The organism is Glutamicibacter sp. MNS18, assembly GCF_026107515.2.
In the GTDB taxonomy this organism is placed as follows: Bacteria; Actinomycetota; Actinomycetes; order Actinomycetales; family Micrococcaceae; genus Glutamicibacter.
Map to the genome: position 1 here is coordinate 94867 of NZ_JAPCHW010000001.1, position 14081 is coordinate 108947.

Below are 14081 nucleotides of genomic sequence, written 5' to 3' on the forward strand. Positions count from 1 at the left end.
CCGCAACAACTAGGCTAAATTTAGCCCTAGCTCGTTGCGGCATTTGTCGTGTCCGGAAGCCAGCGCGAAAGGCCATTAGTGGAAGACCACCATTCGTTATCGATCCAGATGGCACATCATTCGGCGATCCGTTCCATGCAGCGGATCGTGGAACAAAGTGCCGAACCACATGACCCGGATGAGGCCCGGGCCGGGGTACAGCACCTGCTGGATACCGGCAATGTGCTGGTGGTCACCGGTGCAGGGGTGTCCACCGACTCCGGAATTCCGGATTACCGCGGCCCCAATGGATCACTGCAGCGGCACCGCCCGATGACCTATCAGGAATTCCGGTATCGCCCGGATGCCCGGCAGCGGTACTGGGCCCGCAGCTTCATCGGTTGGCGTCAGATGTTCAGCGCCGAACCCAACGCCATCCACCACCGGCTGGTTCGTTGGGAAAACGAGGGGCGCATCAGCGGGATCGTGACCCAGAACGTGGATGGTTTGCACCAGGCAGCCGGGTCACGTGCCGTGGTGCCGGTGCACGGGAACTTGTCGATCGTGAATTGCCTGGACTGCGGAAACAGCGAGGACCGCCGGGCACTGGACCAGCGGCTACTGGCCGCGAATCCAGGCTATGTCGAGCGCGTGGAGCTTGAGCCGGCGGCGGTGAATCCCGACGGGGATGTGGACCTGCCCGCGCACCTGGTCAAGGATTTCGTGATGGTGCCTTGCCTGCGGTGCGGGTCGGTGGCATTGAAACCGGATGTGGTGTATTTCGGCGAAAGTGTCCCGGCTGAACGCAAGGAACGGATCGCGCAACTCGAAGCGAATTCCACCGCGTTGTTGGTGATGGGGTCCTCCTTGGCGGTCATGAGCGGCTACCGGATCCTGCTGGATTTCGTGAAGCGTGAGTTACCGGTGGCCCTGGTGACCAACGGGCACGTACGCGGGGAGGAAAAAGCGACCTGGCGTTGGCGGGTGCCCCTGACCGAGGCGCTGGCGCAGCTGGTGTAGGCGGTTTCCGGCCGGCTATTCAAGGTATTGCTGGAGCCGGTGTTCATGGGCCCACGCCGCGGCAGCGGTGCGGGAGCCGACGTTGACCTTGCCGAAGATGTTGCTCAGATGCCGGGCCACGGTTTTCTCACTGAGGAACAAGGCCGTGGCGATTTGCCGGTTGCTGTTACCGGCGGAGACCAATCGCAGGACCTGTACCTCGCGCGCCGTCAAGCCGCAGGGTGCGGGGCGCCCTGGAGGGGCGGCCAGGCTCTGGAGCAGGCGCTGGACCCCACCCTCATCCGGTGACGCGCCCAGGGCCGTGAACGCCGTCCGTGCGGCGGACAGCTCAGCGTGGGCGGATTCCGTATCACCAAGCTCCCCGAGAGCCTTTCCCAGCAGCACCCTTGCCTGGGCCGAACGGTAGGGCGAGTCCAGTTCGGTCCAGATCTGCCCGGCCTTCCGCGCGTAGGCGAGGGCAGCGGACGGGTCATTGTTCCTCAGCGCCACCATTGCGTGGACCGCAGCCGCTTCGGCGTGCGCGGTAGGGCAACCGGTGAGCTCCGCCAGCGCGTCCAGTTCCGCAATCAGTTCCTGGGCCCTGGGGCGATCTCCGTGTTCCAGGTTCAGGAGAATAGCCGCTGGCAGGTACACCGCCCGCTGCGCCTGCAAGGTGTGCTCGGCAAGGCAACGCTCCAGGGCAGCGACCGCCGGGCGTAGCGAACCCGACTGGAACCACAGCAAGGCCAGACCGGGCTGCGGATCACAGCCGTATTCGGCCGCCGATTGGTAGGCGCTCTCTGCCGCGGTGTGCTTGCCCTGGATCCGCAGCAGATCTCCACGCTCGCGCTCGGCCGCGCCGGCGGCGTAAACCTGGGCATTGTGCTCGAATCGGGTGCGGGCCGCATTGAATTCGGCGATGGCTTCACGCCAGGCACCATGTAGTGCCAACAGCTGTCCGGTATGTAAGGAACATTCACCACCGAAGGCGGTCATCTTCGGGTGTGATCCCCGCCAATCGGCCAACGCCCTGGTCCATTCCGCGACTCGCTCGATGGCCCCTATCTCCTGGCAGGCCTCGATGGCAGCGCACCAGGCCAATCCATTGGGAATCTCGGTGCACTCACCGGCAAGTACCAGCGCCATGCCCTCATCAAGCATGTCCAGACCGGGACCTACCTGCCCGCCATAAATCCTCGCCCGTCCCAGGGCCACCAAGCCCAGGGCCAGCAGGTCAGGGCAATGGTGTTGTCGCCCGATAGCCAGGACTTGGCCAGCAGGTTCGGCCACCGTGGAAAAGCCGCTGTTTGCCAGGAGCCGATGGATTTCCATGACTTTCACATATCCGGCAGCGATCTCCAGCTCTGTCGGATCCGAACCGTTCTCCCTGGAGAATTCAGCCAGCAGGTTCCGCGACCTGGCCAACCAGCCGTTAAACAAGGAAAGCTGTCCAGTCGTGCCGTAGACCATGGCCAACCGGAAGGCGGCCTGAAACCCTGATGCCCGATGACCCGAATCGATGTAGGTGATAAAGGCCCGATATAGCATGGGTACCGCCAGCCGAGGATCACCAGCAAGGTACGCCGCCGTACCTTGCGACAGCAGCTGGTCCGGTGACAGGGCCCCGGGTATTCGATCCCCGGGATCTTCGATTGTGGCTGCATCCATGGCCAACGCCTCCACTTCGAGAGTACGCCGACATAGTGCAATTAGACAATCGTCCTGCTCCCCGTCTGCTGCCGCACCCCTGCGGCGATCCGTCGGGCGATGTAGCGCGAATCCGGACCGACGCCGTAGAAGTTCATCGAGGCCATGGAGTACTGGTAGGCCAACCCGCAGAAGTACAGTCCGGGAACATCGGTGGATACCCCGCGGTACTCGCGTGGCCATCCTCGTTGGTCGAAGACCGGCAGGTCAAGCCATGAGTAGTCATGCCGGAATCCGGTGGCCCAGACCACATTGGATACGCTCAACTCGGTTCCATCGGCCAGAACCGGTTGTCCATGGCGTACCCGGTCGAATCGGTGCTCATTCCAGATGACCCCGGCATCGAGCAAGTCCCGGCGCTTGACCCGCAGCCGCGGCGCACCATGGGCCAGGACGTTCAGGCGTTCGGCCCGGCCACGGCTGGTCCTGCGCGTATGCAGGTGGGCATGGGAAAACATGACCAGCGGAATCACCAGATGGACGACCTGTCTATCGAAAGGCACCGGGACTTCACCGGTGTCGCGGCCACAGAGGAACGTCGGGTGCGAGAGGGCGAGCTCACGAGCGATATCACATCCCGAGTGGCCGGCGCCGACCACCAGAACCGGTCCAGGACGTAGCTGTCCCGGCCGCCGGTACTGGCTTGAATGCAGTTGCAGGATCGATTGGTCCAGCTGGTCGGCAGCTGCCGGTAGGGCTGGCCGCCCGCCGAAGGGGGACGTCGCCACGATGATGTTCCGGGCCAGGAACTCACCGGCCGTACTCTGGACCCGGAAGCCAGAGGGATGTCGGCAAACCGCAGTGACCCGGGTAGCGCACTGCACGGGCAGCGCGTGCTTATCGGCATAGGCCTGTAGGAAATCGGACACCTCATCCTTGCTGGCGAAGCCGGCGGGCGGGCCGGGGAACCTCATGCCGGGCAGGCCGTTGACCCGGTTGCTGGTGAATAACCGCAAGGAGTCGTATTGGTGCCGCCATTGGTCACCTATGTGGGCTGCTGCCTCCAGCACGAGGCAGGGGCAGTCCTTCTGCTGCAGCTGCCTGGCGCAGGACAGTCCCGCCTGGCCGCCGCCAATGATCAACGTGTCGATCTCACTGGGTCCGCTCGGGTAGGGATCCGGCTGGTTCGCAGGAATCATGATTGCCTCCGAATGTGCAAATGGTGTACCGACGGACCGGCAGCCGGGCCGCATTGCGGGCTGGCCCGAACCGTTGGGATATTCACGTTACGGTTACGGATGCACCCTGCGCATCGGGAGGATCGCCCATGTGCGCCGGCCTATGGGTGGAATTACCCATAGACCGGTTGCCTCTTGCCTGTTCCCGGCTGCCAGCGGCGCCACTGGTTCTTCTGCGTGCAAACGATACGAGAGGATAAACCAGTGGTTAAAGGCGATGCGCCGCCCCAAGCGGAGCGGCGCATCGGTAAGTGTTCTGCGGGTCTAGGAAGCGTAGTTGCCGGTGAGCAGAACCGCGCCACCGTCCACGCCCTTGGCGCCCTGCACGAAGTCCAGACCGGCGGAGGATGCGGAAGGATCCAGATCCTGGATACCGCCCATGACCCAGGCACCCATGTTCTGCGCGTTCAGCAGCTGCACGGCGCGGTCCGCCACGGCGGCATCCACCACGGCCACCATGCCCACCCCCAGGTTCAGGGTGCGTTCCAGATCGGCCTGCGGCACATTGCCCAACTCGCCGATGGTCTGGAACACCGCAGGTAGCGACCAGGTGGAGCGGTCCACGGTGGCCATCAGCCCCTGGGGCAGCACCCGGGCCAGGTTGGCGGCCAGGCCGCCACCGGTGACGTGGCTGAAACCGTGCACACCGAAGGTCCCGTCCTGGTTCAGCTCGTTGACCAGGTCAAGGCAAGCGGAGGTGTAGATGCGGGTGGGTTCAAGCAGTTCCTCACCCAGGGTGCGGCCGAACTCGGCCACCTGGCGTTCCAGCTCCCACTTGGCGTGCGCGATCACCCGGCGCACCAGCGAATATCCGTTGGAGTGGATGCCGGAGGAGGCCATGCCGATGACCACGTCGCCGGCCTTCACCCGATCCGGACCCAGCAGCTGGTCGGCTTCGATGACACCGGTGGCGGCGCCGGCCACATCGTATTCGTCCTCGGCCAGCAGGCCCGGGTGTTCGGCGGTTTCCCCGCCCACCAGCGCGGTGCCGGCCAGCTTGCAGCCCTCGGCGATGCCACGCACGATATCGGCGATCCGCTCGGGAACAACCTTGCCGCAGGCGATGTAGTCGGTCATGAACAGCGGCTTGGCACCCACCACGACGATGTCGTCAACCACCATGCCGACCAGGTCCTGGCCGATGGTGTGGTGGATGTCCAGCTTCTGGGCGATCGCGACCTTGGTCCCCACACCGTCGGTGGAAGTGGCCAGGTAGGGCTTCTTGTACCCGGTGAGGAAGGAGACGTCGAACAGGCCGGCGAAACCGCCGACCCCGCCGATGACCCCATCGGTATGGGTGGCCTTGATCGCACCCTTCATCAACTCGACGGCACGGTCACCGGCCTCGACGTCGACGCCGGCACCGGCATAGGTGATGGAGGTTGGCTGCTCTTGCGTGCCGCTCATGGCAGATGGGTCCTTTTCTGTCGTGAACACCCGCGCACGGATTCCGGCGCGGATTTGTGGGGAAGTCAGGGCGCTTGGCCTAGAGGGTGATCTCGAGATCGGCGTCCGGTCCCGGCTCGCAGCCGGACTGGTTGGCCTGTTCAAGCAGGTTCTTGCCGCGGCGTCCGGTATCCGGCAGCGGAATCGGGTACTCACCGGTGAAACAAGCGGTGCACAGCTTGGCCCGGGGCTGGTTGGTGGCCTCGATCATCCCGTCCTCCGAGATATAGGCCAGGGAATCGGCACCGATGGACTTGGCGATCTCATCCACGGCGGCACCGTTGGCGATCAGCTCGGCCCGGGTGGCGAAGTCGATGCCGTAGAAGCACGGCCATTTCACCGGTGGGGAGGAGATCTTCACATGGACCTCGGCGGCACCGGCTTCACGCAGCATCCGCACCACGGCGCGCTGGGTGTTGCCGCGCACGATCGAGTCGTCAACCACCGCGACGCGCTTGCCCTTCAGAACGGTCTCCAGGGCGTTGAGCTTGAGCTTGATACCCAGCTGGCGCAGGGTCTGGCTGGGCTGGATGAAGGTACGGCCCACATAGGAGTTCTTCACGAACCCGTGGGTGAAGGGCACACCCGATTCCTCGGCGTAGCCGATGGCCGCAGGAGTTCCGGACTCGGGTACGGGGATGACGATGTCGGTCTCGGAGCTGTTTTCGCGGGCCAGCTGGCGACCCATTTCCACCCGGGCCTCGTAGACCGAGCGGCCGGCAATGGATGCATCGGGACGGGCCAGGTAGACGTACTCGAAAACGCAGCCTGCCGGGGTCGATTCGGCGAAACGCTGGGAGCGGACCCCGGCCTCGTCGATGGCGATGAGTTCGCCCGGTTCGATTTCGCGGATGAAGGAGGCGCCAACGGTGGCCAGGGCGGGCTGTTCGGAAGCCACCACCCAGCCACGGTCCAGGCGTCCCAGGACCAGTGGTCGTACGCCGTGCGGGTCACGTGCGGCATACAAGGTGTTCTCATCCATGAAGACGAAGCAGAAGGCACCTTCGATCTTCGGCAGCAGACCCATGGCGGTTTCCTCCAGGGTCAGCCCTTCGTTGCCGTTGAGCAGCGAGGTGACCAGGGCGGTATCGGTGGTGTTGCCCTGGGCGAGCTCGCCGGTGACCTTGCCGCCCTCGGCGTCGATCTTGGCGCGGACCAGTTCGGCCAGGTCGGCGGAGTTGGTCAGGTTGCCGTTGTGGGCCAGCGCCACGGTCCCGGATTTGGTGGGACCCAGGGTCGGCTGGGCATTGGCCCAGTGGCTGGACCCGGTGGTCGAGTAGCGGCAGTGGCCAATGGCCAGGTGGCCGGACATGGAATTCAGGGTGTTCTCGTCAAAGACCTGGGAGACCAGACCCATGTCCTTGTAGACGTTGATCCGCTCACCATCGCTGGTTGCGATACCCGCTGACTCCTGACCGCGGTGCTGCAGGGAGTACAGGCCGTAGTAGGTCAGTTTGGCGACCTCTTCGCCCGGTGCCCAGACACCGAATACGCCGCATTCGTCCTGGGGTCCCTTCTCGTTGGGAAGAAGGTCATGATTCAGTTTTCCATCGCCACGCGCCATGTCAATATTCTCTCATGTATCCGGGCCGTCGTCGGCCAAAAGTGTGGTTCGTTACGGCCATCCCGGAGATGAAAGAACATCCGGAAATGGTCGGTAGTTCTCGGGTTATTCGCCCTCGGTGATGGTGCCGCGACCCGGTTGCCCGGACTCGGGTAGGGGTACGGCGACCTTGCGGGTGGTGCGTTTGGCGGTGACCCTGTCGATCACCAGATAGACCACGGCGGCCACGGCTAGCCCGATGGCGGCGCACATGGCTGCAAAGAAGCCCAGGGTGGCGGCGACGGTGTAGTTGGCCGAGGGCTCACCCAACAGGGCGATGACAGCGCCAGCCAGCGCCCCGGTCACACCGCCGGTGATCAGCATCGGCCAGAGCTTGGGGGAGGAGTGGACATCAACTTCGAACGGCTGCCCGCCGCCTTGCGGGGAGACGTGGGGACGAGAGGGGTTTTGCTCCATGGGGTTAAGCCTACTCAAAGAGCGGCAGATGCGCAGACAAGTCGGCCCTTAGCCCGGAGGCCTGCAAGGCGCCGTCGGTTATTGCCTGGTCCCAGGAGATCTTCCCGGTGACTAGGGACAAGAAGATGTCATCGGGCATTTCCACGACATTTGGCGGAGTTCCACGGGTATGCCGGGGTCCGGCGATGCATTGGGTCACACCGAAGGGCGGTACACGCACCTCCACCGAATTGCCTTCGGCGCGTTCCGCGAGCTCCTCCAACGCAAAGCGCACTGCGGTGGCCCGTACCTGACGCGCGGGGACGGTTCCCGTGGCGGCTTCATCACTCCACTGCCGAAGTGCCGATGCACCGGCCACTGGGTCGATTTTGCGCTTGATAGCCACGCTGTACCTCCTGCGGGTTCCGCCAACTCTGCCAGCCATCCAGTGTATAGCCGGAGGCACCGACCCGAGGGGGCGCTGCGCCCATATTCTTCGAAGGAACCGGACGCCCAGTGCGCGGGTGCCGGCAGGGCCGCGTTTGGTTAATCACATTTACTGTCCGGCGGAATCCGCACTGGGCATCTGCTGAACCTTCGTGCGGGGAACGGAGGATGGCGCAGGGGTTCCCGATGCCCCGAAGGGGAATGATGGCCCGGTCGGATCCCGCCGGTAGCGGCACCATGGCGCTTTCCCGCCCGGTGGCGCGCTCGTGGTGGCCTGAGGTCCGGTCCGCAAGCCCAAGCGGCGCAGCGCCGGCCACCAATCGAGCCGAGGGATTCATGGTGGGGTCACACACCGGTCACCGTGGTGTCCCGTCCGGTAAACTCTTGGCCTGTGAAGGTACTGGTTATTGGCCCCGGCGGCCGCGAGCATGCAATTGTCCGTGCACTAGCTGCAGACCCCTATGTGGAAGAGGTTCATTGCGCCCCCGGCAACGCCGGAATCGCCCGTGATGTACCGGTCCACCCCATCGACGCACAGGACCCCGAGGCAGTGGTGGCCCTGGCGCGGGAACTGGCCAGCGAGCTGGTCGTCGTGGGCCCCGAGGCGCCCCTGGCAGCCGGTGTGGCCGACGCGCTGATCGCCGCGGGCATCCCGGTCTTCGGCCCCACCCGGGCCGCAGCCCAGCTCGAAGCATCCAAGGCCTTCGCCAAGGAGATCATGGCCGAGGCCGAGGTGCCCACCGCCATGGCACGGGTGGCGACCAATACCGAGGAAGCCGCCGCGGCGCTGGACGCCTTCGGGGCGCCGCACGTGGTCAAGGATGACGGGCTGGCAGCGGGCAAGGGCGTGGTGGTCACCAATGACCGTGCCGAGGCGCTGGCCCATGCCGAGCTCTGCTTCGAGGCCGGCGGAACCGTGGTCATCGAGGAGTTCCTGGATGGCCCGGAAGTCTCGCTCTTCGTCATCTGCGACGGCAAGCACGCGGTGCCATTGTCCCCGGCGCAGGACTTCAAGCGCATCTTCGACAACGACCAGGGACCGAACACCGGCGGCATGGGAGCCTACTCGCCGCTTCCATGGCTACCCGAGGGGTTCACCGAACAGGTCATGGAACGCGTGGCCTACCCGACCCTGCGTGAAATGGAAAAGCGCGGTACCCCGTTCACCGGTGTGCTCTACTGCGGCCTGGCCATCACCCGCCGCGGCATCCGTGTCATCGAGTTCAACGCGCGCTTCGGCGATCCGGAAACCCAGGCCGTGCTGGCCCGGCTCAAGACCCCGTTGGGTTCCCTGCTGCTGGCCGCCGCCAAGGGGGAGCTGGATGACGCCGAACAGCTGCACTGGCATCCGCAGACCGCCGTGGACGTGGTGATCGCCGCCGAGAACTATCCGGACGCCCCGGTCAAGGGAGCCACCATCCAGGGCCTGGATGAAGCCAACGCCATCGAGAACGTCCATGTGGCCCACGCCGGGACCGCAACCGACGCCGAAGGCAATATCACCGTGGCCGGCGGCCGCGTCCTTGCCGTGGTGGCGCTGGGCGATGACCTCGCGGCGGCCCGCAGGGCAGCCTACGAGGGGGTAGCCAAGATTTCCTGGCCCGGGGCCCAGTCGCGCAGCGACATTGGTTTGAAGGCCGAACGCGGCGAGATCGTAGTGAACCAGGAGAGCAACTGATATGGCCGGCTTCCAAACCGAAGTAACCACCCTGGACGGCTGGGACCACTTCTACTCGGGCAAGGTCCGCGACCTGTATATCCCGGCCGGGCACAGCTTCGAGGATACCGACCGGGTGCTGGTGGTCGCCTCGGACCGGATCAGCGCCTTCGACTACGTGCTGACCACACAGATCCCGGACAAGGGCAAGGTGCTCACGCAGTTGAGCCTGTGGTGGTTCGGGCAGCTCTCGGACTTCGCCAACCACGTGATTTCCACCGATGTGCCGGCCGAGGTGGCCGGGCGGGCCATGGTCTGCAAGAAGCTGGACATGTACCCGATCGAGTGCATCGCCCGCGGCTACCTGACCGGTTCCGGGCTGGTTGAGTACAAGGCCTCGAGCACCGTGTGCGAGCTGCCGCTACCTGAAGGCCTGGTCGACGGGTCCAAGCTGACCCCGGCCCTGTTCACCCCTTCGGCCAAGGCCGAGGTGGGTGAACATGATGAGAACATCTCCTTCGCGCAGACGGTCGAGCGGGTGGGCCAGGAGGTGGCCGAGGCCCTGCGTGAGCAGACCGTGGCCCTCTACGAACAGGCCGAACTGATCGCCCGGCAGCGCGGGATCATCCTGGCCGATACCAAGGTGGAATTCGGGGCCGACCCGGCCACCGGGGTGATCACCCTGGGCGATGAGGTGCTGACCCCCGACTCCTCGAGATTCTGGGACGCGGAGGACTACGCACCGGGCAAGGCGCAGGCCAGTTTCGACAAGCAGTTCGTGCGCGACTGGCTGACCTCCGCCGCATCGGGTTGGGACAAGAACTCCGGTGACGAGCCGCCGGCGCTGCCCGAGCAGATCGTCTCCAAGACCCGGGCACGCTATATCGAGGCCTACGAACGGTTGACCGGACAGGTCTTCAACGCCTAGTTACCGGCAGATGAAAAAGCCTCGCACCAGGAATACGCTTCCCGGTGCGAGGCTTTGTGCTGTGCCTAGACCAACGAGTCGCGCCAGGCCTTGTGCAGCGAGGCGAAACGGCCCTCGGAAGCTATCAGCTCCTCGGGGCTGCCGTCTTCCACGATCTTCCCGTCATGGACCACCAGCACCCGGTCCGCGATCCGGACGGTGGACAGCCGGTGCGCGATAATCAGCGCGGTCCGGTTGCCCAAGAGCTTCTGCAGCCCGGCCTGCACCGCACGTTCCGAGGGAATGTCCAGTGAACTGGTGGCCTCGTCCAGGATCAGCACGGCCGGATCGGCCAGGAAGGCCCGGGCGAAGGAGATCAGCTGGCGTTGGCCGGCCGAAACCCGGCCGCCACGCTTGTTCACATCGGTGTCGTAGCCTTCGGGCAGTTTCAGGATGAACTCGTGGGCTCCCACGGCCCGGGCTGCCGCCTCGATGTCCTCGTCACTGGCCCCGGGTCGGCCCAAGGCGATGTTCTCGGCCACCGAACCGGAGAAAAGGAACGCCTCCTGGGTCACCATCACCACGTGGCGGCGCAACTCGGTGTTGGCCAGCTGGTTTACCGGGACCGAATCCAGGGTGAGCGAACCCTCACGCAGGTCGTAGAAGCGGGCGATGAGCTTGGCCAGGGTGGATTTACCGGCACCGGTCTGGCCGACCACCGCCACGGTTTGTCCTGCCGGGATATCCAGGTTGAACTTGTCCATGACCACCGGCCCGTTGCCGTAGCCGAAGACGGCATCGGTGAACTCGATATGCCCGGCGACCTTTTCGATGCTTCGCGGCTGCCGGGGTTCACGCAGGCTCGGTTCCTCGGCCAACAGCCCGGAGATCTTCTCCAGGGCCGCGGTGGCGGACTGCAATGAGGAATAGAACATCGCAATGCCTTCCATCGGCTGGAAGACCCGCTTGGAGGCCAGCAGCAGGGCCACCAGCACACCCACGGCCAGGGTGCCATCAAGTATCCGGAACCCGCCGTAGGCCAGCACCGTGGCTACCGTGAGGTTGCCGATCAACATCAGGCCCGGCTGCAGGATGCCGTTGAGGTTCAATGCCTTGACGGTATTGTCGCGGTAGTCCTCCGCCACGGTGGTGTAGGAACGGTCGTTGGCCGCCTCGCGGCGGAAGGCCTTGACCGCACGCATCCCGGTCATGGTTTCCACGAAACTGGAGATCACCTTGGCGGAGACCACCCGGGATTCGCGGTACAGCACCTCCGAGCGCGACTGGTACCAGCGGAAGATCAGGATCACCGGGATGAAAGCGGCGCACACCACCAGGCCACTGCGCCAATCCAAGAGGAAGATCGTGGCCAGGGTGAACACCACGAAGACCACGGCCGAGGCCAGTTCGCTGATGCCCTGGTCGAGCAGTTCGCGCAGCGTCTCCAGATCCGAGGTCTGCCGCGAGATGATCCGTCCAGAGGTGTAGTTCTCGTGGAATTCCAGGCTCAGCCGCTGGGTATGCCGGAACACCTGCTGGCGCAGGTCAAGGAGCATGGCCTGGGAGATCCGGGCAGCGGTACGGATATACCAGCCCAGCAGGATGCCACCGAGAACGGCGCAGACGATGTAGCCGATCCCCACGACCCCGAGTGCACCCCAGTTGCCTTCGCGCACCTGGGGCAGGCTGCTGTCGATCGCGAAGGCGATGATCACCGGCAGCGCCACCCGTGCCGCGTTCGATGCCAGCACCAACGCGACGGTCAGCGCCAGGGTCTTCTTCTGGGGTCCTGCCAATGCGGCCAGCAGCTGGAAGGAGCGCCGGCGCACCGCGGTGCGTTCGACACCGGAGAGGGTGATCGCATCCTCGTTGGCTACCCCGTGGTGAACCGATGCAGTGGATTTCTTCATGGCCGGATCTCCGCATCCATTTCAGCGTCCTCGTCCTCCAGGGACGCGATGACATATCGGTAGTGCTCACTGGTGGCCAACAGGTCCGAATGCCGTCCCACGGATTCGATCCGTCCATCACGCATCAGGGCCACCCGGTCGGCCAGCATCACCGTCGAGGGACGGTGGGCCACCACCAGGGTTGTGGTGCCTTCCAGCACGGTGCGCAGTTTCGCGGTGACAGCCTCCTCGGTACGCACATCCAGTGCGGAGAGCGGGTCATCCATGATCAGGATGCGCGGCTGGGCGGCGATAGCACGGGCCAAAGCCAGCCGTTGGCGTTGGCCACCGGACAGCGAGAGCCCTTCCTCGCCGATCAGCGTGTCCACCCCATCGGGCAGCTCGTGGGCGAACTGCGCCTGGGCAACATCCAGGGCCGATTCCAGCAGGGCATCACGCCTGCCCTGGTCCAGTTCCTCATCCGCACCGAGCAGCACGTTGTCGCGTACCGAGGTGGAGAACAAGGTGGTGTCCTCAAAGGCCACCGCCATGGCGGTGCGCAGCGCCTCCAGATCCCATTCGCGCACATCCAGGCCGTCAACCAGTACCGAGCCGCCATTGACATCGTGCAGCCGCGGGATCAGGTTCAACAGGGTGGACTTGCCGCAACCGGTCATCCCCACCAGGGCCATGGTTTCGCCTGGACGCAGGCTGAGGTTGATATCGGCCAGGACCGGGCGGGCATTGCCGGTCTCATCGGGGTAGGTGAAACGCACATGACGCAGCTCCACGGTTCCTGCCGGGCCCGGCGGGGTTCCAGGGTTCTGTGGGCTGGTGAGATGGTTCTTCGCGTCCATCACCTCGAAGTGGCGATCCAGGGCGGTCTTGGTGGTCAGGGTCATGCCCAGCAGCATGCCCATGCCTTCCACGGGACGGGCCAAAACCGCTGCGGTGGCGAAATACGCCACCAGTGAGCCGACGGTCAGTGAACCGTTGGCGCAAAGCGCCAGACCCAGGACCAGCCCCATGCCCAGGAAGGTCTCGGGAACGGCCACCACGGTGGTCAGGAACCCGGAGAGGGTGCGTGCCTTGGACAGCTCGGTGGTGCGCAGGGCCTCGGCCTGGTTCTTGAAGCCCTCGTACACGTGCGGGCCACGGCCGAAGGCCTTGATGACACGGATACCGTGGACCGATTCCTCCACCGCCGTGGCCAGGTCGCCGGCCTGGTCCTGGCTCAGGCGGCTGACCGCACGGAAGTTGTTGCGGAACTTGAAGGCACGGAAGCTGATCGGGATGGCACCGATCAGGTAGAGCAGGGCCAGCCAAGGACTGTGGTAGACCATCAGGCCGATTCCCACGACCACGGTGACCGTATCGACCACCAGCATCATGGCCCCAAAGGCCAGCCAGCGACGCAACAGCGAGAGGTCCGACATGGAGCGGGACAGCAGTTGGCCAGACCCCCAGCGTTCGTGGAAGGCCATGGGAAGATGCTGCAAATGGGTGTAGAAACGGATGCGCATCTGGGTTTCGAGCCGCGCGGCCGGGGCCAGTACGAACTGCCGGCGCAGGAAGAAGAGCAATGCCTCAAGGAAGCCAAGTGCGGTCAGAATGCCGGCGGCCATCCAGACTTGCGTGCTGGCGCCGTCCCGGGCGATGACGGTGTTGACCAGCCAGGACAGCACTTGGGGGATGGCCAGGGCGACCAGGCCGGCGCTGAGGGCGCAGAGGAAGCCGACCAACAACCGGGGGAGGATCGGCCGGACGAAGGGCCCTAGTCGCCGCAGGGTGGTTCTGAGTGAGGTGTCCGGGGCTGTGCCCCTCATGCTTTTCATTGCCGGCACGGTGATTCCAACCTCGTGATTCTCCCCAA

At 64.9% G+C, this 14081-nt stretch carries 11 protein-coding genes; 3 read left to right on the forward strand and 8 right to left on the reverse strand.

What is annotated here, in order from left to right; all coding sequences use genetic code 11:
• Positions 1 to 108 precede the first annotated feature (108 nt).
• On the forward strand, positions 109 to 999 hold the full coding sequence (locus tag OK351_RS00440; RefSeq protein ID WP_265155355.1) for a Sir2 family NAD-dependent protein deacetylase: 891 nt from the start codon (positions 109 to 111) through the stop codon (positions 997 to 999).
• 15 nt (positions 1000 to 1014) lie between these two features.
• On the opposite strand, the gene OK351_RS00445 is transcribed toward OK351_RS00440, so the two are convergent.
• The 6 genes from OK351_RS00445 to OK351_RS00470 form a co-directional block, all read right to left on the reverse strand.
• The gene (locus tag OK351_RS00445; RefSeq protein ID WP_265155356.1) at positions 1015 to 2646 is read right to left on the reverse strand and encodes a helix-turn-helix transcriptional regulator; all 1632 of its coding nucleotides are present in this window, start codon (positions 2644 to 2646) and stop codon (positions 1015 to 1017) included.
• 41 nt (positions 2647 to 2687) lie between these two features.
• On the reverse strand, positions 2688 to 3824 hold the full coding sequence (locus OK351_RS00450; RefSeq protein WP_265155358.1) for a flavin-containing monooxygenase: 1137 nt from the start codon (positions 3822 to 3824) through the stop codon (positions 2688 to 2690).
• A gap of 303 nt (positions 3825 to 4127) precedes the next feature.
• Complete coding sequence (gene purM, locus OK351_RS00455) at positions 4128 to 5270, reverse strand: phosphoribosylformylglycinamidine cyclo-ligase (RefSeq protein WP_265155359.1); 1143 nt, start codon at positions 5268 to 5270, stop codon at positions 4128 to 4130.
• Positions 5271 to 5349: 79 nt separating this feature from the next.
• The gene (purF, locus tag OK351_RS00460; RefSeq protein WP_265155360.1) at positions 5350 to 6873 is read right to left on the reverse strand and encodes an amidophosphoribosyltransferase; all 1524 of its coding nucleotides are present in this window, start codon (positions 6871 to 6873) and stop codon (positions 5350 to 5352) included.
• Between the two features lie 105 nt (positions 6874 to 6978).
• On the reverse strand, positions 6979 to 7329 hold the full coding sequence (locus OK351_RS00465; RefSeq protein WP_265155361.1) for a DUF3482 domain-containing protein: 351 nt from the start codon (positions 7327 to 7329) through the stop codon (positions 6979 to 6981).
• A gap of 10 nt (positions 7330 to 7339) precedes the next feature.
• A complete protein-coding gene (locus OK351_RS00470) occupies positions 7340 to 7714 on the reverse strand; it encodes a sterol carrier family protein (protein ID WP_265155363.1) in 375 nt (124 codons plus the stop codon).
• Positions 7715 to 8146: 432 nt separating this feature from the next.
• Between OK351_RS00470 and purD the strand changes: the two genes are divergently transcribed.
• Positions 8147 to 9433 carry a phosphoribosylamine--glycine ligase gene (purD, locus tag OK351_RS00475; RefSeq protein ID WP_265155364.1) on the forward strand — a complete coding sequence of 429 codons (1287 nt, stop codon included), beginning with the start codon at positions 8147 to 8149 and terminating at the stop codon, positions 9431 to 9433.
• Position 9434: 1 nt separating this feature from the next.
• A complete protein-coding gene (locus OK351_RS00480) occupies positions 9435 to 10340 on the forward strand; it encodes a phosphoribosylaminoimidazolesuccinocarboxamide synthase (protein WP_265155365.1) in 906 nt (301 codons plus the stop codon).
• A 65-nt stretch (positions 10341 to 10405) separates the two neighbouring features.
• Here the strand turns inward: OK351_RS00480 and OK351_RS00485 are convergent, their stop codons facing one another.
• Positions 10406 to 12229 (reverse strand): ABC transporter ATP-binding protein, encoded by a 1824-nt coding sequence (locus tag OK351_RS00485; protein ID WP_265155366.1) that lies wholly within the window; start codon positions 12227 to 12229, stop codon positions 10406 to 10408.
• Positions 12226 to 14034: an ABC transporter ATP-binding protein gene (locus OK351_RS00490; protein WP_265155367.1), complete on the reverse strand. Its 1809-nt coding sequence runs from the start codon at positions 14032 to 14034 to the stop codon at positions 12226 to 12228. The genes OK351_RS00485 and OK351_RS00490 overlap by 4 nt, the downstream gene beginning before the upstream one ends.
• Between the last annotated feature and the right edge of the window lie 47 nt (positions 14035 to 14081).